The sequence below is a fragment of the Gemmobacter sp. 24YEA27 genome, from assembly GCF_030052995.1.
GTDB lineage: Bacteria > Pseudomonadota > Alphaproteobacteria > Rhodobacterales > Rhodobacteraceae > Pseudogemmobacter.
In genome coordinates this window covers 110323-133898 of sequence record NZ_JASJPW010000004.1, presented here as the reverse complement: position 1 = coordinate 133898, position 23576 = coordinate 110323, and the positions used below count along the sequence as shown (strand labels likewise).

Here is a 23576-nt window from a genome sequence, read left to right as displayed (position 1 = left end):
CGCGATGTGCCGGCGACCATTCATGGCAGCGGTCTGTTCGCTGGCCCTCTGACCCAGGTCGTGGTCGTGGTCGTGGTCGATGCCGGGGTTGATATCGGCGGCTTTGTTGCAACCGGATCGGGGCCCGTGCGGATCAGTCCCGATCAGCTGACCCTGATGCGGGATGCGAATGGCAAAGCCGTCCGGACGAAAGAGAAGCTGCAGGAACTGCCAGAGCATCTGCACGGAACAGTTTTCGAGACCTGACGCCGCCAAAGAAAGCGGCGAGAGAAAAGGCGCCTGCATGGGCAGGCGCCTTAACGTTTTCGAGGTACATATCTGAATGGAGTCTTGCTTCAGCTATGATCCCGCGCGGGTTAACGCCTGGACGCGGGAATTGTTCCCCGCAGATGGTGGATCAGACAGAGAAACTGCGCGCTCAGAACAGGGCTTCACCAAGCAAACGCACCATCCAGACCAGGGCGCCAAGGCACAGACCCGCCAGTATCAGCAAGGCGCCGTCCCGGGTCAGAACGGCCGCCGCCACGAGGGCAATCAGACCAGAGGCAACGGTGCCGGTGCCTGGCACCAGTTCCATGAAGGGCATGACCAGAGTGAGCGCGAGGATCAGGAAGAGCCAGATATAAAGACAGGGCTTTTCAGTCAGAAAGCTCAGTCTGGGCTGCAGGATCTGGTCCACGACCGCAATCGGCCTGCGCAGCCATGAAACGGCAGACCGCAGGCGTTCGCCCGGAATTTCCCTGTCGGAGAGCAGATCGGGCAACCAGATATGACGTCTGCCGGCAATCATCTGCGCCACAAGCAGGAACTCGACCAGCGCGACCACCGTCGTCACCCCGGGCACGATACTGGCCGGAGACACCGCGATCAGCGCAAAGATCAGCATCAGTGTCGCAAAAGACCGCGTGCCGATCGCCTCGGCCACCGCGCCGATGCTGACCGTCGTGGTCGCGCCAATCTCGTCCAGCTGATCGAGCACTGCGCTCAGAACATCCTTGTTTTCATCCATGTCCTTGCCGGTCCTTTGCCATGCCGGGAATCGTAAAACGCGTTCGCGGCAGCACTGTTCCGGATTATTTCGGAACAATCCGCCCCGCGCCCGGTTCTGATTTTCAAGTGCATCTCGGATGCCGCTTCCCGGCCCTGTTCTTCGAGGCCCAGTTCCCAGCGAGGAAACGACATGACCGCCCCACCGCAAAGCCCGCTGATCCGCACCGGACATACCCCCAGCCATCCCGACCACCATCCAGACCGGCGCCAGTTCCTCAGGGTCTCTGCCGCCAGTCTGGCCGCAACCGGGCTCTGGCCCGCGGGGGCAGTCGCGGCGCAGGATCTGCCGCCGCTTGAAGATCATCCGCGCCGCTTTTTCGATGCGGCCGAATGGGTGTTCGTTCTGGCCGCCGTAGCCCGGCTGATTCCGTCGGAGGGGGATGGTCCGGGTGCGATCGAAGCGCGGGTGCCGGTCTTTATCGACCGGGAACTGGCGGGTGATTTTGGCGCGGCGACCGACTGGTATATGGACGGGCCGCATCAGCCCGACGCGCCGCCGGAACTGGGCTGGCAATCGCCTCTCGCCCCGGCTGCAATCTACCGCGCGGCGATCCCGCTCTTTGATGCCTGGTGCGAGGCCCGCCACGGCGCGGCGTTCTCTGCCCTCGCGGCAGAGGATCAGGACGCGGCGCTGACCGCGCTGGAGGAGGGTGAGGTTTCCCTGCCGCCAGAGCTGCGCGATTTCTTCGAGATCCTGCTGGCCAATACCAAAGAGGGCTATTTCGCGGACCCGATCCATGGCGGCAATCACGGCATGGCGGCCTGGGTCCATATCGGCTTTCCGGGCGCGCGGGCGCATTTCAAGGAATGGGTGGGGCGGCACAATATCCCCTATCCGCTCGGCCCGGTTTCGATCTCGGGCGAGAGGGCCTGAGCTATGGCGAGGCAGAATCCGAAAAAGGATGTGGTGATTGTCGGCCTTGGCTGGACGGGCGCAATCATGGGGATGGAACTGGCCGAGGAGGGGTTGGAGATTGTGGCGCTGGAGCGCGGCCCCGACCGGCGAACCGTGCCGGAAATGAAATATCCCGGGATGATCGACGAGCTGGCGCAGGGCGAGCGTCACAAGATGATGCAGCGCCCCTCGCAATCCACCATCACCATCCGCCGCGACCTGAATGAGACCGCGCTGCCGATGCGCAAATGGGGGTCGTTCCTGCTCGGCAACGGGGTCGGCGGTGCGGGCGTGCACTGGAACGGTCAGAACTGGCGGCCGCAGCCGGTCGAGTTGGGGTTACGCAGCTATGTCGCTGATCGCTGGGGCGAGGGGATCATCCCCGAGGATATGACCATTGGCGACTACCCCGTCACCTATGACGAGCTGGAGCCGTTTTTTGATCGTTTCGAATATGTGGCAGGTATTTCCGGGAACGCCGGCAATGTGAATGGCGAGATCCGCGAAGGCGGCAATCCGTTCGAGGGCTGGCGGTCGCGCGACTATCCGATGCCGGCTTTGCCCGAGACATATAATGGCGCGAAATTCGCCGAGGCCGCGCGTGCCATGGGCTACCACCCGTTTCCGCGCCCCGGCGGCAATGCCTCCACCTCATATGTCAACGAATACGGGATGCAGATGGGGGCCTGCAATTTTTGCGGCTTTTGTGAGCGCTACGGCTGTTACCAATACTCGAAATCATCACCTCAGACGACGATCCTCGCCGCGCTCTTCCGCAAGCCGAATTTCAGCTACCGCACCGGGGCCGAGGTCTTGCGGGTCGAGATGGCTCCTGACGGCCAGACCGCTACCGGCGTGACATATTTTGACGAGGACAGCGGCGAAGAGGTGTTCCAGCCCGCCGATATCGTCATCCTCGCCGCCTATCAGATCGAAAATGTCAGGCTGATGCTGATCTCGGGCATCGGCCAGCCCTATGACCCGGCCACGGGCGAAGGTGTGACAGGCAGGAATTACGGCTATCAGATCACCGGCTCGACCTCGATGTTCTTCAAAGACGAGCATTTCAACCCCTTTGTCGGGGCCGGCATCAATGGCATGTGCATTGATGATTTCGGCATGAATGCGATTGATTTCGGGGCCGAGGGGTTCATCGGCGGCGCCTATATCTCTTCCGCCCAGACCAATGGCCAGCCGATCCGCTCGATGCCTTTGCCCGAGGATACGCCCGAATGGGGGGGCGGCTGGAAATCGGCGATTGCCGAATGGTACGGCCATGAGATGAGCATCTCGCTTCACGGCTCGGTCATGTCTTACCGCGGCCATTACTGCGATCTGGATCCGACCTACAAAGATCGCCACGGCCGCCCGCTTATGCGGATCACCTTTGACTGGCACCCCAATGAGCTGCGGCTGAATGCCTTTTTGCAGCAGAAGATCGAGGATCTGGCGCGCTCAATGCAGCCCGACCTGATGAAATCCAGCTACAAGGATTTCGACAGCCGTTATGATGTGCGGCCCTATCAGACCACCCATAACACAGGCGGCGCGATCCTGTCAGAGACGCCCGAGGGCGGCCCGCTGAACCGCTATCTCCAGGCCTGGGACAAGCATAATGTCTTTGTGACCGGCGCGGGGGCTTTTGTTCAGAACACTCAATACAACCCGACCGGTCTTGTCGGCGGACTGACCTATTGGGCAGCGGATGCGATCCGGCGCCAGTATCTGCGCAATCCCGGTCCGCTGATCTGAGGGGGGATGAGATGAAAACCGTCCTTCGCCTCTTCCCGGCGCTGATATTGGTCGTAGCTCTTTCCATCGTGGCCCTGATCTGGATCCCGGTCAGCCGCACGCCCGCCTCCGAGGTCTTACCCGTCAGCTGGACCCCTGAACCCGGCGCTGGCGAATATGCCATGAGGGCGGGCGATTGCATGGCCTGCCATACCTCCGAGGGTGGCGCTGATTTCGCAGGCGGGCGGCCGATCCACAGCCCGCTCGGCACGATCTATACCGCGAATATCACCCCGGACCCGGAAACCGGCATCGGCGACTGGACCCTTGATCAGTTTCGCGCAGCCATGGTCGACGGGCTAAGCGCCGATGGCAGCCATCTTTATCCGGCCATGCCTTATGAGAATTACCGCCTGCTGACCGAGCGCGACATTCGCGCGCTATACGCTTATTTCATGGAAGAGGTGCAGCCGGTCCGCAATGATGTGCCCGAACCCGATCTGCCTTTCCCCTTCAGCCAGCGTTGGGGCATTCGCGCGCTGAACTGGCTGATCCTGACCCATGACAGCAGGTTCAATGGGATCATGGGCGATCCGGTGCTCGATCGCGGTCAGTATCTGGTCGAAGGCCCTGGCCATTGCGCGGCCTGCCACAGCCCGCGCACCGTCTATATGGGCCAGGACGGGATCACCGCCGATGAACGCGCCTTCCTGACCGGCGGCTACATCGACGGACAGGAAGCGCCCGCCCTGCGGGGGCCGGGAAGTGTGACCCGCGACTGGCCGATCCCGGAGCTGACAGCTTTCCTCGCCACCGGTCGCAACTTCGCCTCGACTGCCAATGGCGAGATGGGGCTCGTGGTCGAGCATTCACTGCAATATCTGACCGATGCCGACATCATCGCCATGGCGCGTTTTCTGAAGGCGCTGGACGGCCAGCCGCATGACCCGCCCGCGGCTGCGGTGCCTCAGGGACCGCTCTCGCTGCCCGCTCCTGAGGCGGATGACCAAGGCCGCGCCACGGCAGAGATGCTGACCGAAGCCGCGCCGGATATGCCGCCTGGTGCCAGGATTTACATGGACAATTGCGCGCAATGCCACTTTGTCACCGGGCGCGGCTCGCCTGAGATCTTCCCCGCGCTTCAGGGCAATACGCTTGTACTTTCGGATGAAATCACACCGCTGGTCTCGATCATTTTGCATGGCGCAGAGGTCGCAGGGACCGTGCAGCGCCCGATGCCACTGGTGATGCAGGGCTATGAGGCCCGCCTGAGCGACAGCGAAATCGCCGCGCTTGCGAGCTTTCTGCGCGAGGCCTGGGGGAATGATGCCCTGCCGGTCACGGCCGCTGAAGTGGCAGATATCCGCGCGAATGAGCAACCTGTGGCGCGCCGGGACAATGCCGCCGTCTCGGACTGATCCGGACCGGAACATCCCCGGAAGCTGCGGGTTTCTTTCGTCATTAATGGAGGAAAAACCAATGAAACCTGTGCACGTCACCCTTCTCAGTGCCGTTCTCATGCTGCCGCTCACTGCGCTGGCCGAGGAGGCGACCACGCAATCAGAAACGCCTCAGGAAGCCAGGGTCACCTTTGTCGACACCGAAGGCGCCGAGACCGGCACCGCCACCCTCACCGAGACCCGCGCCGGTGTGCTGATCGATCTGGAACTGGGTGCGCTTCCCGCCAAATCCTGGCTCGGCTTTCATGTCCATGAGACGGGCAGTTGCGATCCCCATACCGGGCATGAATCCGCAGGTGGCCATTTCAATCCGGCCAATGTGGAACATGGCGTGCTCTCGACAACCGGGCCCCATGCCGGGGACATGCCGAACATCCGCACCGATGCAGACGGCTTCGCCCGCGTTCAGGTGCTCAATCCGAATGTAAGGCTTGGCGCGGGGGACAATTCGGTCATGGGCCGTGCTTTGATGGCCCATGCCGGTGCCGATGACCACCGCAGCCAGCCGACCGGAAATGCGGGCGACCGCCTGGCTTGTGCGGTTATCGAATAGGGCAGTGGTTGGCACGCGCGACAGCGGAGCCGAAACCGCGTCGAAAGACATAACGCTGACGATGAGCGAAATGTCTCGCGACAAGGGGGCCTGACCGGCGGCCCCTTCTTCTGCACAGGCATGACGAAAAACTGGAGCGGCCCGCTTCAAGGCGGGCCGCCGGGCTTTGCGAAACTACGATCTGTCGATGTTTCCCACCGTCCTGCAGGGGCTGGACAGGCGGGAAAACCGGCGGAGCCCCTTCCAGAAATCCGACCGCAAACGGTTTGACCTCAGGGCCCCGCTTGTTGCGAATGCAAGTCTGGCCTCGCCAAAGCGTCCGGCAAATATCCGGGCCTCGTCTACTCGGGTGTCAGCTCCTGCGGCGCATTGGGCACCGGCGGGCTTTCGCGGGTGGTGGGCGGTGTTGCCGAGCCCCCGGACGCTCCGGGCTGAGCCCCGGGCTCGATCACCTGGGCAGGAATGGTGGACTGCGCGGGTTCGTTGACGGTTCCGGCATCAAGACCGGCGGGCGCATCCGGATCGGCTTCCACGACCTCTTCTCCGATCCAGTAGACAATCAGCAGGACGCCAAACAGGGCGGCGGCTGCGATCCCCAGCAGAGGGGCCCAGTGACGCTTTCGCTGCTTTTCGAGGTTGGTATTCGGCGCAGACATGGTGCTCTCCTTTCTGTGCAGGTCCCGTTACAAACCCGCGCCGGGCGGTGATGTTCCCGAGCTGAGGAAATTGGCTGTAAGGCCCCTTGATTCACCTGATGCCCGCCGGGCCGGCTGAAACGCAGCGCGGGCGGGGCGGCACTATGGGGTGATCGTCGCGGGCGGTGAAGATCGCACATCGCCGGAACAAACTGCCGCCGCAGTGGTTCCTGCATCTGAACCCGAGCACCCCGCAAAGGTTATCGCGCACAGGAGTGAGACTGATGAAAGCGAAAACACTTGACGATTTGTTCCTCGACCTTCTGAAAGACGTCTACTACGCCGAGCGCAAAATCCTGAAAGCCTTGCCGAAAATGGCGCGGGCGGCACAGTCGTCAGAGCTGGGAGCGGCTTTTGAAAAGCACCATGACGAAACCCAGATCCATGTTGAGCGGCTCCAGCAGGTGTTCGATATTCTGGGGAAACCCGCGCGCGGAAAGACCTGCCCGGCCATTGAGGGGATCCTTGATGAGGGCGAAGAGGTGATCGAGAGCTTCAAAGGTTCCCCTGCGCTGGATGCCGGTCTGGTCGCCTCTGCGCAGGCGGTCGAGCATTACGAAATGGCCCGCTACGGTACGCTCAGGAACTGGGCGAAACTGATGGGGCAGGGTGAGATTGCAAAAATCCTGCAAACCACCCTTTCCGAAGAAGAAGCCACTGACAGCACGCTGACAGAGCTTGCGGATGGTTCGGTCAACCAGGCCGCCCTCGCAGCGGCCTGAGATACGTCCGGTCGCTTGCTCCCGGCGGCAGGACGTAGCGGGCTGGCCGCGCATTGCGCATGGCCAGCCCGCGCAGGACAGCGGCGAGCAGGACAGAATCCGCCTGGACATCACGAGGCGGGAAACCACAGGGGCCACGTGTTCAGATAAGACCGACCACTGATGAGAGGATCGAAGATGCCTGTCAAAACACGCTATAAAGGCGAAGTGCCCCAGGGCGCTGCCAAACCCTCTGTCCTGGATGATGAGACATATCCGGCGGATATGGAGGATGAGCGCTCGGAGCCTGAGGGGCAGGGCGATGGCAAGTCAGGGCCGAGGAATCCAAAGACGATACCTAACCCTGACGGATAACGCCTGACATACGGCCAGGCACGCCGCCGTCGGGCGTCCGGGTTCAACAGGTGAGGTGTGTCTCACAAAGCAGATCCCTTGCATCGACCAGACACCGGGAGCGTCACCGGGAGCCTGGCTTGCGGATTGCGGCGACCCTCATGAAGTTGGTCGTCGCATTTCTCGGCACAGGTTCTGAAACGCCGCGGTGCTGGCGCCGGACCTTAGGTGTTCAGTCCTGGCATCTGGTAGATCGGGCTCAGGATGAATCTGTGAGGCTCTGATGTCCGGATCTTGCAGATGTATTCTCATGGGATGAGGCCGTTGAGGATCTTGAGCCTGCGGGCGAAGTTGTAAGCTGCTATGAAGTCGGTGAGGTGTGTGCGAAGCTGGTCGTGGCTGTCGTAGTGGAAGCGCTTCACGGTGGCCTCCCTGATCGTGCGGTTCATCCGTTCGGCTTGGCCGTTGGTCTATGGGTGTTTCACCTTAGTCAGCCGGTGATCGATGCTGTGTTCGCGGCAAACGCGCCCGAAAATGTGCTCTAAGGCGCTGGTATCGATGCTTCGATTTGCGAACTGCACGCCATTGGCGGTCAATACCGTGTGGATCCGATATGGCACGGCTGCGATCAGGTCCCGCAGAAACTGGGCCGAAGCCATCTTTCCTGCCTTCTGGACGAGGCGAACGAAGGTAAACTTACTGGTTCTGTCAATTGCGACAAAGAGACAGAGTTTGCCTTCGGCGGTCTGCACCCCGGCAATATCCGCGTGGAAGTCGCCGATGGGGGAGCGTTTGAAGCGCTGCCGTTTTGGTTTGTTGCCATCCACTTCCGGCAGGCGCGATATCCCATAGCGTTGAAGACAACGATGCAAGGCCGAGCGTGTCAAATGCGGAAGAGACGGGTGCAGGGCATAGGGGCAGTCGTCTAAGGGTCGCAGTTATGCCGCCTGAACGCCACGACCAATGCTTCCTCGTCCCGCCTGGCACCGTTAAACGAGGTTCTTTCGTCCAGTCTTCATGTCCTCGACCATCTGACGCTTCCGCTACTTCGCAACAGTCTTTGGGTTGATGCCCAATTCGCGGCTCAGCGCCGCGCTCGAAGCTTCCGATCGCTGTATAGATGCTCGGATGACGTGCGTGGTCCTGGCGCTTCCGTGACCAATTTGTCCCATAGGGCATCCTTGCATTCTAAAGAAAGGATCTAACCATCAAACCCTGGATCAAACAGCTAACTCTGATCGAGCCAAACAGATCGCTTCGAATGATCGTTGCGACGGGCCGGGTCTTTCGGTGCGTGGCGCGCCCGGGACCATGCCACCGCAGTTCAGGGGCAAAGCATGGCCTGCGACCTCCCCCGGTGGCGCTGGCCCACGGTGTCTCCGTTTGTTCATCACATTCACAACCTCTGACCAGGGCATAGGCGCAGGGTCCGGTGGAATTTCAGACTTATCGGACGGGGCACTTTGTTTGATATGTTCGATAATGTTTGATGGTTGCAGGAGGCCTCCCGGCTGTCGCGACTTCGTCCATAAATCATTTTCCTAAGCAAAATCATTAATATATGAAGACTTTTATGCAGATTGCTATGAGGGTCCCGGCAGAATTCACCGAAAATCTCTGATAGTTACAGGTGTCCGCACAGAATTCTTTTTCGATTGTGTTCGAATCCTGTTGACGCTTGTCGAGGCCATCCATTAGCCTTTTCTCCAGACCCGCAGACAGGGTTGCAGGGGGATTATCATCGAGAGAGAGGCAGGGCAGGTTTGCCCGGGGCGCAATTTTCGCGGCATGTTCAGATTGCCATGAGGGCAGCTATGTCAAACTTCGCAGAATTGTTTCCCGGCACGAAACAGGTGACTGCCATGGTCCAGCTGAACCCTTTGCCGGGGACCCGGCTTTATGATGAGGCCGCGGTGATAAAGGAGATCGTCAACTCGGTTGCCTGCGATCCGGAGGCTTTGCAGGCCGCAGATGTCAATGCCGTCGATCCGGACCGTGAAAAGGAGTTCATGAGGATTGTGAGAGCCAGCCTGGGCTGACGTTCGGGCAGACCGTACCGGGGAGAGACGATGGACGTAAGACGCGATACGACAACCAGCTATCTTTACGGCCTCGCAGCGCTGGCGGTCGGGATTTTCGTCGCGTTGTCACTGGCGGCGCCGGGCTATCTTTCCTTCAACAATCTCTCGTCGATGGGGTTCCAGTTCCCGGAATTCGGGCTGCTGGCACTGGCAATTCTGCCCGCGATGGTTGCCGGGGGATCGACCTTTCTGTCGTGGCAGTCGCCAATCTGAGCGCGGTGATCTGCGCGGTCTTGCTGCGTGAAGGCGGTGTTGCGGCGTCAGTCGCGATTCCGGTAACGATCCTCGCGGGGCTGTGCTGCGGTGCGGTCAACGGGCTCCTGATCTCATGGCTCAGGCTGCCCGCGATCCTTGCAACACTGGGCACCATGCAGCTGTTTGGCGGCATCGCTATCGTCATAACGGGCGGCCCGTCGCTGACGGGGCTGCCGGCTTGGTATGCCGCTTTGGGGACATGGTCTGTCTTCGGGATCCTGCCGCTGCCGCTGGTCATCTTCGCAAGCGTGGCGCTGGTGCTGGGACTTGTGCTGGCGCGGACGCGGCTTGGACTGCGTGGCAGGCTTTACGGTGCCAATGCAACTGCCGCCAGCTTTGCCGGCATTTCCGAGACGACAACCCTTGTGCGGACCTATGCAATCTGCGGCGGTATCGCGGCTCTGGCCGGGCTGGTTGTGCTGGCGCGGGTCAGCTCGGCCAATCCCGATTACGGCAGCTCTTATCTGCTGCTTGTGATCCTGATCAATGTGCTGGCCGGGGTGGATCCCAATGGCGGCCGTGGCACCGTGATCGGAGTGGTGCTGGCGGTGCTGACATTGCAGCTGATCTCAAGCGGTCTGAACTTTATGGCCTTCAGCGCCTATTCGCGCGACCTCTTCTACGGCGGCCTGCTGGTTGCGGTGATGCTGGGGCGCTGGATGGCCGGCAATCTGGGCCTCGGCCCTCTTTTCATGCGGAACAAACGGATATGATCGACTCTCTTCGCCAGTCACTCGAAGCGCTGATGCTGATCCCGGGCCTCGCCGGGCATGAGGATCGGGTCCGGCGCCATATCACCGGGCAGCTTGCGCATCTGCCATTGCAGGTCTCGGTCGATATGCTGGGCAATCTGATCTGTACGCTGCCGGGTGCCGACACCGCACCTTCGGTGATGCTGTTTACCCATATGGACAGCCTTGGTTTCGTGACTCGTAAAATTGAAGCGAACGGGCTGATCCGCATCGAGCGGCTTGGCGGTATTCCCGAGAAAGCGCTTCCGGCGCAGCTGGTCACGTTCTGCGTGGGTGAGGGGCGCGATGTGCATGGCATCATCGCCAATAAATCGCACCACGCGACCCCGGCTGATGAGAAGTACAAGGTCACGCCCTATGCGGATCTTTTCATTGATATCGGCGCCGAAAGCGCGAGTGCTGTCGAAGCGCTCGGGATCCGGATCGGCACGCCGGTGGTGTATACGCCCCGGGTTGTGCATCTGAACGAGCACCGCGTAGCGGGCACCTGGATTGACGATCGCGCAGGCTGCGCGGTGGTGATGGCGGCGGCGGCGGTCCTGGCGGAACTGCCGGCTGCTCAGCGCCCGACGGTGCATTTCGTCTTTGCCGTGCTGGAAGAATTCAACCTCCGTGGCGCGATGGTGGCAGCCCAGGGGCTGCGGCCCGATGTGGCGATTCAGATTGACCTCGCGTTGAACTCAGACACGCCGGACATGACCAGCCGCGGCGAGGTCATCCTGGGCGGTGGCCCGGCAATGGCGCTGTATTCCTTTCACGGGCGGGGCACGCTGAATGGCACTATCCCCCATCCGGCGCTTCCGAAACTGATGGATGAGACCGCCGCCGCCGAAGGTATCCCCCTGCAGCGCACCGCCCATACCGGCGCTCTTACCGACAGCTCTTATGTGCAGCTGGTCGGCACCGGCGTCGCCTGTATCGATATGTGTTTTCCCTGTCGCTACACCCATACTTCGCTGGAATTGTGCGACTTGCGTGACCTTGCACAACTGACCCGGCTGGTCAGTGCGGCCATTGCGCGCATGGCAGGTGATTTCAGTCTCGACCGTGATCTGGTGACCTGATGCGCTATACGCTCGGCATTGATATCGGCACCTATGAGGCGAAAGGATGCCTTGTCGATGAGACAGGGCGGGTCATGGCCGAGGCTGCGCGTCGCCATGACATGCAGATCCCCGAGCCGGGCTATGCCGAACATGATGCCGAGGCCGACTGGTGGCAGGGCTTTGTCACGCTGACGCGGGAGTTGCTGGCAAAAAGTGGCATTGATCCGAAAGAGATTGCCGCGGTCGGCCTCTCGGGGATCGGACCCTGCATGCTGCCGGTCGATGCGGCAGGCCAGGCGCTGATGAATGGCGTGCTTTACGGCGTCGACACCCGCGCCAGCCGGGAGATCGCAGAGCTGACAGCGGAAATCGGCGTCGAAACGCTGTTGCGGCGCACCGGCAATGGTCTGACCTCGCAATCCGTCGGGCCCAAGATGCTCTGGCTGAAACGCAACCGGCCCGAGATTTTCGCGCGCACGAAATACATCATGAATTCGACCACCTGGCTCGTGTTCCGGCTGACGGGGAAAGTGGTGATCGACCATTATTCCGCCTCCAGCTATCACCCCTATTACGACATCGAAAGCCAGTCCTGGACGCGTGATTACGATGATCTGATCGCGCCGGCCGCGCTTTTGCCCGCACTGACCTGGGCCACCGATATCGCCGGATATATCTCTTCAGGGGCCGCGAGGCTGACGGGCCTTGCCGAAGGCACGCCGGTGATCGCGGGAACAATCGACGCCGCCGCCGAGGCGGTTTCTGTGGGCGTGCAGGATTCCGGTCAGATGATGCTCATGTATGGGTCGTCAATGTTCCTGATCCTTGTGACCGGCGAAAGAATTGCGGACCCGCACCTCTGGTATGCGCCCTGGCTTTTCCCGGGCCAGCACGCGCTGATGTCGGGAACCGCCACTGCGGGCACGCTCACACGCTGGTTTGTCAGCCAGTTCGCCCGCGATTTGCCCGAGACAGAGGTTTTTGAGTTGCTCAGCGCCGAGGCGGCAGCCTCACCTCCCGGCGCGCGGGGCCTGGTGATGCTGCCCTATTTCTCGGGAGAGCGTACTCCGATCCATGATGCAGCGGCGAAAGGGGTTATTTTCGGCCTCGACCTCTCACATCAGCGCGGTGATCTCTATCGGGCCCTGCTGGAAGGGGTTGGCTATGGCATCGCCCAGATCCTCGATACCTATAAGGCGGCAGGTGCGCGCATCACCGAGGTGATTGCGGTGGGGGCGGCACCCGCAATTCGATCTGGGCGCAGGGGATCTCGGATATCACGGGACGGCAGCAGACGATCCGCGCCCGCTCGACCGGTGCGGCTTATGGCGATGCCTTTCTCGCGGCGGTCGGGGTCGGCATGGTCGCTCCCCGCGATATCACGCGCTGGAACCCGAGCGCGCGCGCGCTGACACCAGATCCTGATCTGGCACAGCTTTACCAAGAGGGGGCAGCGCGTTTCCAAAGCCTTTACCACAGCACCCGGCCGCTGCTGGCCGGTGGCAATAACTGAAAAATAAACAAAACAGAGGAGGACGACATGAGTTTTTCCATCCGCAAAGGCGCTCTGGCACTGGCGCTTGGCGCGACATGCCTCGCAGGCCCGGCTGGCCGAAACCAAAAGCTATGAGATCGTGACCGTGGTGAAGCTGGAAGGCATCGCCTGGTTCAACCGCATGGCCGAGGGCGTGGCCGGCTTCAAAGAAGCCTCCGGCCATAATGCCACCACGATTGGCCCGGTTTCGGCCGATGCCGCGTTGCAGGTTCAGATGATCGAGGATCTGATCGCGCGCGGCGTTGACGCAATCACCGTGGTGCCGAATTCGCCGAGGCGCTGGAGCCTGTCCTGAAAAAGGCGCTTGATGCCGGGATCAAGGTGATCGGCCATGAGGCTTCCTCGCTGCAGAATGTCACCTGGGATATCGAGGCCTTCGACAATGGCGCTTATGGCGAGCATCTGATGAAGGCGCGGCGAAGGTATGGGCGAGGAAGGCGAATATGCCGTTTTTGTCGCCATCTGACCGCATAATGAAAACCCATAATGAATGGTTGGCGGCAAGGTGGAATCGAACGAACAGCAGCAGACCGCTTATGCCAAAACCAAGGAACTGCTGCGCACCTATCCGAACCTCAAGGGCATCCAGGGGTCGCCGGTGAGGATGTGGTTGGCGCCGCCCTCGCAGTTGAGGAAGCCGGGCTTGAAGGCAAGGTGACATTGTCGGCACCTCGCTGGTGTCGGTCTCGCGGCCCCTATCTCGAGGCGGGCACCATCAGCATGATTTCATTCTGGGATCCGCCAAGGCCGGCGAGGCGATGAACAAGCTGGCGGTCATGGCGATCGAGGGGCAGGCGGTCAAAACCGGCGATGACCTGGGGATCCCCGGCTATAATGACGTCAAGGTCGATGGCCATGTGATCTATGGCCAGGCCTGGGAAGATGTGACCTCGGCGAATATGGGCGATTACAACTTCTGATCCGTTTCAGGCCCTGCCCGGTTTGGTCCGGGCAGGGCGCGCGCTCTGCCCTTCGGGATATTTCCATGCCCTCACCCGTTCCCCTGCTGGACCTGCGAAACCTTGCCAAGGCCTATGGGCCAATCCCGGTGCTGGAAGGGGTCGGCTTCACGCTCTGGCCGGGTGAGGTGCGCTGTCTTGCCGGCGAGAACGGGTCGGGCAAATCAACCCTGATCAAGATCCTCTCGGGGGTCATTGCCGCCGATGCGGGCGAGGTGTTGTTCGACGGCAAGCGCGCACCAAAAGGCGCGCGCGCGGCGATTGCGATGGCCTTTCGGTGATCTGGCAGGATTTTTCGCTGCTGCCCAATCTGACAGTCCATGAAAACATCTCTTTCCTGTCAGCGCTTTCGTCGGGGGCAAGGGTCTATTCGGCGCGCCGTAGCAGGGCTCTGGCGCTGGAGGTCCTGGCGCGGATGGGGGTCAGCCTTGATCCTGACCGGGTGCTGGAGGAAATTCCCGTGGCCGAAAAACAGGTCGTGGCCATTGCCCGCGCCCTGGCAAACGAAGCGCGCATCATCGTGATGGACGAGCCGACCACCGCCCTGACCCGGGCCGAGGTGGCGCAGCTGTTCGGGATCGTGCGCCAGCTGAAGGCCGATGGCGTTGCCTTTCTTTTCGTGTCTCACAAGATCGAAGAGGTTTTCGCGGTCTGCGATACGGTCACGGTGCTGCGCGACGGCAAGGCGGTTGTCGCGGGGCCAATTACGGCATTCCGGCCAGCCGGCCTTGTCGAAGCGATGTCGGGGCGCCCATCGACAGCCAGCGCCTGGCGCGGAGCCCGGTCGCTGCAGCGGCGCCGGTTCTGCGGCTGCGCGGTCTGACGCGTCGGGGCGATTATGAGGGTGTGGATCTTGATCTGCATCCTGGCGAGATCACATCGATTGTTGGCCTGCTCGGCTCGGGGCGCACGCCGCTGGCCCTGTCGCTGTTTGGCCTGTTGCAGCCCGACAGTGGCACGATTGAGGACGCATCCGGGGTGATCCGCCTGCGCTCCGCGCAAGATGCCATGGCGCGCGGTATCGCCTATGTTCCCGAAGACCGGCTGACCGAGGCCCTGTTCGCCGACCAGCCGATCCGGGATAATTTCGGCGTGGCAACCATGGAGCGTGACCTGCGCGGCCCGTTCCTCAGCCTCAGATCCATGGCAGCCCGCACAAGCAATGCGATCCGGCGCCTCTCGGTCCGCGCGCCCGGGCCGGGACCGAATATTTCGACCCTTTCGGGCGGCAATGCGCAGAAGGTGGTTCTGGCACGCTGGATGGAAACCGACCCGAAGCTATTGATCCTGAACGGGCCAACCGTCGGCGTCGATGTCGGCTCGAAACGGGCCATCCATGAACTGGTGCTGGCGCTTTCGCGTCAGGGCTGTGCGGTTCTGGTGGTCACCGATGACATTTACGAGGCAATGGCGCTGTCCGACCGTATCAGGGTCATGACCGGGGGCCGTCTGACCGCCACTTTCGACGCTGAATCCGTCACTGAAGACGAAATCTATGCGGCCGTCACCGCCGATCATCCGCAAGGAGAGAGCGCCGCATGACCGCTGATCCGGCAGGAAAACTGATGGGCAATATGACAGGCATTCTGACCCGAACCCTGCGCTCACCCCAAGGGGTGGTCATGGCAATGGCGCTGGCTCTGGCGCTGTTTCTGGGCGCCCTGAACCCGGCCTTTTTTTCCGCAGCCACGCTGATCGACATCACCCGCAACGGGCTGGTGACCGGAATTTTCGCCATCGGGGTGATGCTGGTGCTCTGCGCCGGGGGGATTGACGTCTCGTGCACGGCCATCGGTGCCTTTGCGATGTATGCAACCGCAAAACTTATCATGGCCATTGATCCCGGCCTGTCGATCTGGGCCTGGTTTGCGATGGGGGCGCTGATCGGGGCTCTGCTCGGCCTGATAAACGGAACTCTGGTTGGCGGGTTCGGGCTGAACACGCTGATTGTGACGCTGGGCACCATGAGCCTGATCCGCGGTGCGCTTCTGACCTTCCTTGGCACAGTCTATGTCACCAATATGCCGCGCGAAGTGGTCAGCTTTGCACGCTCGAATATTGTGCGGATCGAGAATGAGATGGGCCAGATGGTCTCGCTGCCAAAGGCCTTCTGGGCCCTCGCAGCTGTCTCAGTTCTGGTCGGGCTTATTCTGCGATTCACAATATTTGGCCGCAAGGTCTATGCGATCGGCGGTTCAGAGGAAGGCGCGCGGCGGCTTGGGATCAATGTGGCGGGGGTCAAGGTTGCTGTCTTCGTGATGGCAGGGGCAATTGCCGGGATTGCCGGGATAACCCATATGACGCTGGCCCGTATGGCGAACCCTTTCGATCTGGTCGGGCAGGAACTGAATGTCATCGCAGCTGTCGTGTTAGGTGGCGCGCGGATCACGGGCGGCTACGGCACGGTGGTCGGTACGATGCTGGGTGTTCTGGTCATCACCATGATCAATACCAGCCTTCTGATGGTGGGTGTGCCGTCCTATTGGCAGAAAGTGGTGGTCGGCGCTCTGATCATCATCGGAACAGCACTGCCCATCGCGATGGAGCGCTGGCAGGCGCGCAGCATCCGCAGCCGGGCGTGACGCAGAAAAACCAGAACCACAGACCCCGGGAGGACGCCACGATGAAGAAAATCCTGAACCAGCCCGCGCATTACGTTGATGAGATGCTTGAGGGCATGATCCTCGCCCATCCGGACATCTATGCCCAGCCGTCGCGCCGGGTGGTGGCGCGCGCCGGCGGCGCGGCCGAGGGCCAGGTCGGTATCGTCTCCGGGGGGGGCTCGGGCCATCTGCCGGTTTTCACCGGCTATGTCGGCGAGGGGTTTCTTTCAGCCTGCGCGGTCGGGGATGTCTTCGCCAGCCCTTCGGCGGAACAGATGGCCGAGGCGATCCGGCTTGCCGATCGCGGCAAAGGCGTGCTCTGCCTCTACGGCAATTACGGTGGCGATGTGATGAATTTCGACATGGCCTGCGAGATGGTTGATCTGGAGAATGACATTTCCACATCGACCGTTCTTCTGACCGATGACGTGGTATCGGCCCCGAGGAGCGAGGCTGCCAAGCGCCGTGGTGTCGGTGGCATGGTTTTCGCCTTCAAAATCGCCGGAGCCGCTGCGGATGAAGGGCTTGACCTCGCCGGCGTGACCGCCGCTGCACAAAAGGCCGCCGATAATCTCGTGTCGATCGGCATGGCGCTGACGCCCTGCATCATTCCGCAGCATGGCAAACCCACTTTCGAGCTGGGCGAGAATGAGATGGAAATGGGCATGGGTATTCATGGCGAGCGCGGCATTTACCGCTCAGCCATCAAAACCGCCGATGAGATCGCCGATGAGATGCTGGATCAGCTGGTTTCTGATCAGCCGCTTGAAGCGGGGGCGCGCATCGCGCTTCTGGTCAATTCGCTGGGGGCTACCCGCAAGAGGAGCTTTATATCCTTTACCGCCGTCTCAGGGCCAGGCTCGACGCTATCGGGGTGACTGTAGCCGGGCTGCTGATCGGGCGTTACGCCACCTCGATGGAGATGACCGGCCTGACACTGACGGTACTTAAACTGGACGCGGATCTGGAGCGCTGGCTGAAGGCGCCGGCGCATTGTGCCTTCTGGAGCGTCGCATGATTACGGTTGCCGATCTGAAAGCGGGGCTGGAGCGGGTGGCAGCCTATACCGCCGGCTTTTCGGATGAACTTTGCCGCGCCGATGGCGAACTTGGCGACGGCGATCTGGGGATCACCGTCGCCAATGGATTTGCCGAGGCGGCGCGGATCGATCTCCCGGCTGATTTCGGTCTGGCACTTCTGGAAGTGGCAAAGGCCTTTCAGCGGGTGTCGTCCTCCTCCTATGGCACGCTGATTGCAACTGGATTCATGTCGGCAGCGCGGGAGCTGAAGGGCACTGACAGCCTTGATCCCGCCCGGATTCCGGCCCTCGTCGGAGGGGGCGGGATGCGATGATGGCGCGCGGCAAGGGAAATCTGGGTGACAAGACGGTGCTTGACAGTCTCGACGCAGTGGCGAGATCGCTTGTCGGGGTGCCACCGGAGCAGATGGCGCGCGTCGCAACCGCCAGCGCAGGCGAGGTCGTCGAGGCATTTCGGTCCCGACCCTGTCTTCTCGGCCGGGCCCGGATGTTTGGAGAGCGTTCGGTCGGACTTGCCGATCCCGGCCAGCTGGCATTTCAGCGGATCCTTGAAGGCTTGCATCCCGCTTAGGTCCGGGCGAGGCGCCCGGATCAGGCCGTAGCGGCAGCAGGGATCCCATAGTCCTGTTGTTTCGTTATTATGTCACAAATGGCGCGCGCCATTTTATGGGCCACGGAAATTGCGACCAGAACGCGCGGCTTTCTTGCAAGCATTCTCTCCGGCCTGGAAGCTTGCGGGAGGCGTGATCGTTCCAGCCAGGCCGCGCAGTCGCGGCCCGACGAAAAGCCTTCATGTCCGCTGCGAAGGCCTCGAATGCCAGGGCGGTGATTGGGCCTTGCCCCGGCACGGCCTGCAGATGCTTCGCCGCCTCGGCACCACCGGAAAGCCGCCCGGCTCTCTGGTCGGTACAGGCTGTTTGTTCTGCAGTGTGTCGCAGAAGATCTGGGAATTCTCCGCTCACGCACCGAGCGACCGCTGCTTCACCTGTATCAAGAACAGCGTTCACACGACCGATGTGCCTGAGGCCTGCCGAACCACAAAGCCGAACTCATAAAGAACGACGCGCACCGTATTTAATAGTTCGGTTCTTTGGTGCGAAAGGCGTTCCCTGGCGCGGCACAGCATAGCACGGGCCTGCTGCCGGTCGGTTTTCGTAGGCACAAAGCGCATTCCGGGCTGGCGAGCCGTGGTGACAATTGCCTTGGCATTGGTGCGTCGTTTTTCTGGCGCTTAACATACGGGCGCTCATACTGTTGCGGGATCATCAGAATCTGATGGATGTGACCGATCAACTCTGGCACCCGGAAATGCGCACTGCTGCCGGCTTAAATGGTGATGATCGCTCCAGGATAGGCTGGAACACTGCGACGCAGGTCAGGTCACCCGGCGGGACATGGATGCGCGAGGCTTCGATCTGCCGTCCTGATCTCGTCGGGCTCATCTGGTCAGCGGGCCATTTGAGCCCCACACGCCAGCCTGCGACCGGTGCCCGAAGGGGCGCGCCAGCTGCGCAAAACCACACCGCAGCAGTGGCACGGGTCGCTACAGTGCGCATTCAATGGATTCACGGGATGTTACATGGGGAACCTGCCGCTAGCCTTCCTTGCACAAATAATAACAGGGAGAACGAATTAATGGTGGGCAGACTTACCAGACTGCTGGTGGCAGCGGCACTCACATTTGGCGCCTCGGGGGCGTCGGCGCAGGAGATCAGCTTCTTCCGCATCGCAACCGGCGGCACCGCCGGAACCTATTTCCCGATCGGCGGGCTTTTGGCCAACGCGATCTCGAACCCGCCCGGCTCGCGGGCCTGCAACGAGGGGGGCAGCTGCGGCGCGCCAGGCCTCGTGGCCACTGCAATCGCCTCGAACGGCTCGGTCGCAAATGTCAACGGCATCAAGGGCGGCGCGATTGAATCGGGCTTTTCGCAATCCGACGTGGCCTATTGGGCCTGGACCGGCACCGGCGTTTTCGATGGCCAGGAGCCGGTGACCGAGCTGCGTGCCATCGCAAACCTTTACCCGGAATCGATCCACCTGGTGGCGCGGGCCGGCTCCGGGATCAATTCGGTTGCTGACCTCAGGGGCAAGAAGGTCTCGCTGGACGAGCCTGGCTCGGGCACGCTGGTCGATGCACAGCTGATCCTTGCGGCCTGGGGCCTCTCGGAAGCTGACATCACCCCGGAATATCTGAAGCCGAACCAGGCCGCCGATCTGATGCGTGACGGTCATATGGACGCCTTCTTCTTCGTGGGTGGCTTCCCCGCCGGGGCGATTGCCGAGCTGGCGACCAGCCGCGACATTACCATCGTTCCGCTGACCGGCCCCGAGGCCGAGGGCGTGCTGAAAGATTATGGTTTCTTCGCGCCGAACACCATTCCGGCAGGCACCTATCAGGGTGTTGATCAGGATGTGGCGACGCTGGCGGTGGGCGCGCTCTGGATCACCGGTGCCTCTCAGCCCGAAGACCTGATCTAGGAGATCACCAAAGCGGTCTGGAACAAGAACTCGCGGGCGCTTCTGGATGCGGGTCACGCCAAAGGCAAGGAAATCGTGCTGGACCATGCGCTGGATGGCGTTGGCATTCCGCTGCATCCGGGCGCCGAAAGGTTCTACCGCGAGGCAGGCCTCGGGATCCCCGCCGCTGAGTGATCTGCCCTGAAAGACGAAGCCTGGGGCGGGGTGGTTAAACCCCGCCCCTCTGCTCGCGGCGCCGCGACCTGCCGTGCTTTCGTCTTTCCGTGCCAACCTCCAGAACAGAAAGAGTTCCGATGAGCGATCCGCACAGACAAGGGGCGGCAGAGCCCCGCGACATCCGGCCTGACGAGGCAGAAGCCCGCGCGCTGGAAGAGAAATTCACAGTCGGCCTGGCGGCCGTGGCCCTTTTCAGTCTTTCGGCGTTTCATTATTACACCGCCGGCTTTGGCCTGATGCGCGAGGTGACGCATCGCGCCATCCATATGTCTTTCGTGCTGGCGCTGATCTTTCTGGTGTTTGCCGCCCGGCGTGCCGACGACCGGCTGCACCGCTCCAGTCTCTGGCGCCCGGCGGGAATTCCGATTTACGACTGGGTGATGAAGGCGGCCGCTGCCGTCTCGACGCTTTATGTGCCCTGGGTCTTCCCGGAGCTGGCCTTCCGGGTCGGCAATCCCTCGATGCCGGATCTGGTCATGGGCACCACGCTGATCGTCGTGCTGCTTGAGGCGACCCGCCGCTCGATGGGGTGGCCGTTGCCGGTGATTGCCGCGCTCATGATCCTGTACGCGATTTTCGGCCGCCAGATGCCCGGGATGCTGGTCCATCCCGGCGCAAGCTGGTCGGCGCTGGTGAACCACCTCTATCTGACGAGCCAGGGCATTTACGGCATGCCGGTGGGCGTGGTGGCGACCTATGTTTTCCATTTCGTGCTGTTCGGGGTGCTGGCGACCCGGATGGGGCTTGGCCAGCTGTTCATCGATGCCGTCACCTCGATTGCCGGGCGCTATGCCGGCGGGCCTGCCAAGGTCGCGGTGCTCTCATCGGCGATGATGGGAACGATCACCGGCTCGTCGATCGCAAATGCGGTCACAACCGGCGCGCTGACCATACCCGCCATGGTGCGGGTCGGCTATCAGCGCCACTTTGCCGCCGCTGTCGAGGCCGCCGCCTCAACCGGCGGGCAGATCACGCCGCCCATCATGGGGCCGCCGCCTTCCTGATGATCGAATTCCTCGGCATCCCCTATACCCATATCATGATCGCGGCCCTGGTGCCGGCCTTCATGCATTTTTTCGGCGTGCTGATGCAGGTTCATTTCGAGGCCAAACGTCAGGGCCTGCGCGGGCTGAGCCGGGATGAGATGCCGAAAATCTGGTCGATCCTCAGGCGCGACTGGCCGACGCTTTTCCCGTTCTTCGTGCTGGTCGGCGTGCTGATGAACGGCAATACGCCTTACCTTGCCGCCTTTTGGGGGATCACGTTCTGCATCATCATCGGTCTCGTCAATCCGCGCAACCGGATGACGATTGCCGATATCTTCGCGGCCTTTGTGGTCGGCGCGAAATATGCGCTGGCGCTGGCGGTGGGGGCGGCGGCGGCCACGGTCGGCATCATTATCGGCGTCTTCACCCTGACGGGTGTGTCGTTCAAGGTGGCTTATATCGTCACCCAGACCGCAGGCGACTGGGCCGGATCGCTGTCTGCCTGGATCCCCTTCGGTATCATGACACCCGAGGGCCTGACCCTGTTGCTGACGCTTTTGCTGACCGCAATCGTCTGTATCGTGATGGGGACCGGCGTTCCCACCACGGCGAACTATCTGATCATGGTGACGGTCGCGGCGCCGATCCTTGCCATGCTGGGTGTCGAGCAGATCGTGGCGAATTTCTTCGTCTTCTATTACGGCATCCTTGCCGACATCACGCCGCCGGTCGCGCTTTGTGCCTATGCCACGGCGGGGATTGCGAATTCGAACCCCTTCACCACCGGCAACACCGCGTTCCGGCTTTCGATGGGCAAGGTCATGGTGCCTTTCGTCTTCTCGCCCTCGATGCTGATCATGGTGCAGAACTTTTCATGGTCGGAATTCACCCTTGCGGTCTATGGCTGTGCCCTGGGGATCATCGCGCTTTCGGCGGCTTTCCCGGATTATCTGACCGACCGGCTTTATGTGTGGGAGCGCTGGCTCCTCGCGATCGCCGCCGTCCTGCTGGTCGCCCCCGAGATCGTCACCACCCTCATCGGCACGGCGATCTTCCTGCCGATCCTGCTGCGCCCGATGCTCCGCCGGCACAGCGGCAGCCTGCCGGCCTGAGGCGTCAGGGGCGCAGGCCAGAACCTGTCTTCCCACCCGCAAGCGGCCTGCAGGGCGCTTGCGGGTGGGATTTCGGGGAAAGGTATCGTCAGTGACCGCGCCCTTCAGTGCGGGCGGCGCGCTGCATGAGAAATCTGTCACCGGCGCAACTGTTCCGGTCAGATCGTGTCCAGTTTTGCGATGCTGGCAACCTTTAGCAGGTTAACGCTATGCAAGCGAAGAAGAAGAGAACATGGTTCCGGGACCCCAGGTGGCTGGCGCCCGGATCCGGCCCTATAGTCAGCGCCTTCACCGGGGCAGCCTGGAATTCCGCGTCCCCGCCCATCTCATATTCTGCCGCAAGGGAGTTGATGAAATATGGATCTGCGTCAGCTTAGATATTTCGTCGCCGTCGCGGAGGAGCTGCATTTCCGCAATGCAGCGCAAAAGCTTCATATCTCGCAGCCGCCCTTGTCCCAGCAGATCCGCCAGCTTGAGGATTATGTCGGGCAGGCACTGTTCAACCGTGACACAAAAGGGGTCAGGCTGACCCCTGCAGGGCGCCGGCTCCTTCCCCATGCGCGGCGCGCGCTCAAGGCCGCCGAGATCGCTTTCGGGGCCGTGCAGCGTGCCGAAGGCGAGACGCTCCGCCTCGGCTTTGTCAGCTCGTCCTCGGTGTTGCTGCCGGGGATCCTGAAAGTCTTCCGCGAGGCCTGGCCCGAAACCGAGCTTCGTCTGACCGAGGCGAATTCGGTGCGCCAGGGCGAGATGCTGCTGGAAGGCGAACTGGATATCGCCCTGATCCGGGGCCCTTGGCGTGCGCCTGGTTTTGTGACGGAAGAGGTGTCCGTTGACCGTCTCGTCCTTGTGCTGGCCGAAGATCATCCCGGGTCGGCGATCCGACGCTGCGGCTGGCAGATCTGGCCGTCGAGCCTTTTGTCTTCTTTTCCCGCGATATCGGACCGGGCTATTTCGATGCCGTCATGGGGGCCTGCATGACCGCCGGATTCTCGCCCGAGGTGTCGCAGGTCGTGGGCTCCACCCTGACAATGGTCGCGCTGGTATCGGCCGGTTGC

The 23576-nt window shown here is 61.8% G+C and carries 27 protein-coding genes and 2 pseudogenes; 26 read left to right on the top strand and 3 right to left on the bottom strand.

Annotated elements, in window-relative coordinates; all coding sequences use genetic code 11:
* Nucleotides 1-6 precede the first annotated feature (6 nt).
* Complete coding sequence (locus QNO18_RS21860) at nt 7-246, top strand: hypothetical protein (RefSeq protein ID WP_283179610.1); 240 nt, start codon at nt 7-9, stop codon at nt 244-246.
* 172 nt (nt 247-418) lie between these two features.
* Here QNO18_RS21860 and QNO18_RS21855 read toward each other — a convergent pair whose 3' ends face one another.
* The gene (locus QNO18_RS21855; RefSeq protein ID WP_283179609.1) at nt 419-1009 is read right to left on the bottom strand and encodes an exopolysaccharide biosynthesis protein; all 591 of its coding nucleotides are present in this window, start codon (nt 1007-1009) and stop codon (nt 419-421) included.
* A 171-nt stretch (nt 1010-1180) separates the two neighbouring features.
* On the opposite strand from QNO18_RS21855, the gene QNO18_RS21850 reads away from it, so the two are divergent.
* The 4 genes from QNO18_RS21850 to QNO18_RS21835 all read left to right on the top strand — a co-directional run bounded on the left by QNO18_RS21850 (nt 1181) and on the right by QNO18_RS21835 (nt 5689).
* Nucleotides 1181-1924 (top strand): gluconate 2-dehydrogenase subunit 3 family protein, encoded by a 744-nt coding sequence (locus QNO18_RS21850; protein ID WP_283179608.1) that lies wholly within the window; start codon nt 1181-1183, stop codon nt 1922-1924.
* A gap of 3 nt (nt 1925-1927) precedes the next feature.
* On the top strand, nt 1928-3697 hold the full coding sequence (locus QNO18_RS21845; protein ID WP_283179607.1) for a GMC family oxidoreductase: 1770 nt from the start codon (nt 1928-1930) through the stop codon (nt 3695-3697).
* Between the two features lie 11 nt (nt 3698-3708).
* Nucleotides 3709-5094, top strand: coding sequence for a cytochrome c (locus QNO18_RS21840; protein ID WP_283179606.1), 1386 nt, complete (start codon nt 3709-3711; stop codon nt 5092-5094).
* A 61-nt stretch (nt 5095-5155) separates the two neighbouring features.
* On the top strand, nt 5156-5689 hold the full coding sequence (locus tag QNO18_RS21835; RefSeq protein WP_283179605.1) for a superoxide dismutase family protein: 534 nt from the start codon (nt 5156-5158) through the stop codon (nt 5687-5689).
* A gap of 341 nt (nt 5690-6030) precedes the next feature.
* Here QNO18_RS21835 and QNO18_RS21830 read toward each other — a convergent pair whose 3' ends face one another.
* Nucleotides 6031-6345 carry a hypothetical protein gene (locus tag QNO18_RS21830; protein WP_283179604.1) on the bottom strand — a complete coding sequence of 105 codons (315 nt, stop codon included), beginning with the start codon at nt 6343-6345 and terminating at the stop codon, nt 6031-6033.
* Nucleotides 6346-6608: 263 nt separating this feature from the next.
* Here QNO18_RS21830 and QNO18_RS21825 point away from each other — a divergent pair, with 263 nt between their 5' ends.
* On the top strand, nt 6609-7106 hold the full coding sequence (locus QNO18_RS21825) for a ferritin-like domain-containing protein (protein WP_283179603.1): 498 nt from the start codon (nt 6609-6611) through the stop codon (nt 7104-7106).
* 557 nt (nt 7107-7663) lie between these two features.
* Here QNO18_RS21825 and QNO18_RS21820 read toward each other — a convergent pair.
* A pseudogene (locus QNO18_RS21820) lies at nt 7664-8611 on the bottom strand (IS481 family transposase).
* 642 nt (nt 8612-9253) lie between these two features.
* Between QNO18_RS21820 and QNO18_RS21815 the strand changes: the two are divergent.
* The 20 genes and pseudogenes from QNO18_RS21815 to QNO18_RS21725 all read left to right on the top strand — a co-directional run bounded on the left by QNO18_RS21815 (nt 9254) and on the right by QNO18_RS21725 (nt 23499).
* Nucleotides 9254-9478: a hypothetical protein gene (locus QNO18_RS21815; protein WP_283179602.1), complete on the top strand. Its 225-nt coding sequence runs from the start codon at nt 9254-9256 to the stop codon at nt 9476-9478.
* Nucleotides 9479-9508: 30 nt separating this feature from the next.
* Nucleotides 9509-9733 (top strand): hypothetical protein, encoded by a 225-nt coding sequence (locus QNO18_RS21810; protein WP_283179601.1) that lies wholly within the window; start codon nt 9509-9511, stop codon nt 9731-9733.
* Nucleotides 9715-10488, top strand: coding sequence for an ABC transporter permease (locus QNO18_RS21805; RefSeq protein WP_283179600.1), 774 nt, complete (start codon nt 9715-9717; stop codon nt 10486-10488). Before QNO18_RS21810 ends, QNO18_RS21805 begins: the two co-directional genes overlap by 19 nt.
* A complete protein-coding gene (locus tag QNO18_RS21800) occupies nt 10485-11591 on the top strand; it encodes a M20/M25/M40 family metallo-hydrolase (protein WP_283179599.1) in 1107 nt (368 codons plus the stop codon). Before QNO18_RS21805 ends, QNO18_RS21800 begins: the two co-directional genes overlap by 4 nt.
* A complete protein-coding gene (locus QNO18_RS21795) occupies nt 11591-12985 on the top strand; it encodes an FGGY family carbohydrate kinase (RefSeq protein WP_283179598.1) in 1395 nt (464 codons plus the stop codon). Before QNO18_RS21800 ends, QNO18_RS21795 begins: the two co-directional genes overlap by 1 nt.
* 168 nt (nt 12986-13153) lie before the next feature.
* The gene (locus QNO18_RS21790; RefSeq protein WP_283179597.1) at nt 13154-13423 is read left to right on the top strand and encodes a substrate-binding domain-containing protein; all 270 of its coding nucleotides are present in this window, start codon (nt 13154-13156) and stop codon (nt 13421-13423) included.
* 195 nt (nt 13424-13618) lie between these two features.
* A complete protein-coding gene (locus QNO18_RS21785) occupies nt 13619-13786 on the top strand; it encodes a hypothetical protein (protein ID WP_283179596.1) in 168 nt (55 codons plus the stop codon).
* Between the two features lie 100 nt (nt 13787-13886).
* Entirely contained in the window at nt 13887-14048 is a 162-nt protein-coding gene (locus QNO18_RS21780; protein ID WP_283179595.1) for a hypothetical protein, read from the top strand.
* 65 nt (nt 14049-14113) lie between these two features.
* Nucleotides 14114-14368: an ATP-binding cassette domain-containing protein gene (locus QNO18_RS21775; protein ID WP_283179594.1), complete on the top strand. Its 255-nt coding sequence runs from the start codon at nt 14114-14116 to the stop codon at nt 14366-14368.
* Nucleotides 14365-14910 (top strand): ATP-binding cassette domain-containing protein, encoded by a 546-nt coding sequence (locus QNO18_RS21770; protein ID WP_283179593.1) that lies wholly within the window; start codon nt 14365-14367, stop codon nt 14908-14910. Before QNO18_RS21775 ends, QNO18_RS21770 begins: the two co-directional genes overlap by 4 nt.
* Nucleotides 14911-14933: 23 nt before the next feature.
* A complete protein-coding gene (locus QNO18_RS21765; protein ID WP_283179592.1) occupies nt 14934-15629 on the top strand; it encodes an ATP-binding cassette domain-containing protein in 696 nt (231 codons plus the stop codon).
* On the top strand, nt 15626-16669 hold the full coding sequence (locus tag QNO18_RS21760) for an ABC transporter permease (protein WP_283179591.1): 1044 nt from the start codon (nt 15626-15628) through the stop codon (nt 16667-16669). Before QNO18_RS21765 ends, QNO18_RS21760 begins: the two co-directional genes overlap by 4 nt.
* A gap of 41 nt (nt 16670-16710) precedes the next feature.
* Nucleotides 16711-17568 carry a dihydroxyacetone kinase subunit DhaK gene (locus QNO18_RS21755; RefSeq protein WP_283179590.1) on the top strand — a complete coding sequence of 286 codons (858 nt, stop codon included), beginning with the start codon at nt 16711-16713 and terminating at the stop codon, nt 17566-17568.
* Nucleotides 17523-17708: a dihydroxyacetone kinase subunit DhaK gene (locus tag QNO18_RS21750; protein WP_283179674.1), complete on the top strand. Its 186-nt coding sequence runs from the start codon at nt 17523-17525 to the stop codon at nt 17706-17708. Before QNO18_RS21755 ends, QNO18_RS21750 begins: the two co-directional genes overlap by 46 nt.
* The gene (locus QNO18_RS21745) at nt 17705-18043 is read left to right on the top strand and encodes a DAK2 domain-containing protein (protein ID WP_283179589.1); all 339 of its coding nucleotides are present in this window, start codon (nt 17705-17707) and stop codon (nt 18041-18043) included. Before QNO18_RS21750 ends, QNO18_RS21745 begins: the two co-directional genes overlap by 4 nt.
* Nucleotides 18043-18300, top strand: coding sequence for a DAK2 domain-containing protein (locus QNO18_RS21740; protein WP_283179588.1), 258 nt, complete (start codon nt 18043-18045; stop codon nt 18298-18300). The genes QNO18_RS21745 and QNO18_RS21740 overlap by 1 nt, the downstream gene beginning before the upstream one ends.
* Before the next feature lie 1064 nt (nt 18301-19364).
* Nucleotides 19365-20381 (top strand): annotated as a pseudogene (locus tag QNO18_RS21735) (TAXI family TRAP transporter solute-binding subunit).
* Nucleotides 20382-20500: 119 nt separating this feature from the next.
* The gene (locus tag QNO18_RS25830; protein WP_349293926.1) at nt 20501-21427 is read left to right on the top strand and encodes a TRAP transporter fused permease subunit; all 927 of its coding nucleotides are present in this window, start codon (nt 20501-20503) and stop codon (nt 21425-21427) included.
* On the top strand, nt 21427-22521 hold the full coding sequence (locus QNO18_RS25825; RefSeq protein WP_349293925.1) for a TRAP transporter fused permease subunit: 1095 nt from the start codon (nt 21427-21429) through the stop codon (nt 22519-22521). Before QNO18_RS25830 ends, QNO18_RS25825 begins: the two co-directional genes overlap by 1 nt.
* 357 nt (nt 22522-22878) lie before the next feature.
* A complete protein-coding gene (locus tag QNO18_RS21725) occupies nt 22879-23499 on the top strand; it encodes a LysR family transcriptional regulator (protein ID WP_283179587.1) in 621 nt (206 codons plus the stop codon).
* The last annotated feature ends 77 nt before the right edge of the window (nt 23500-23576 follow it).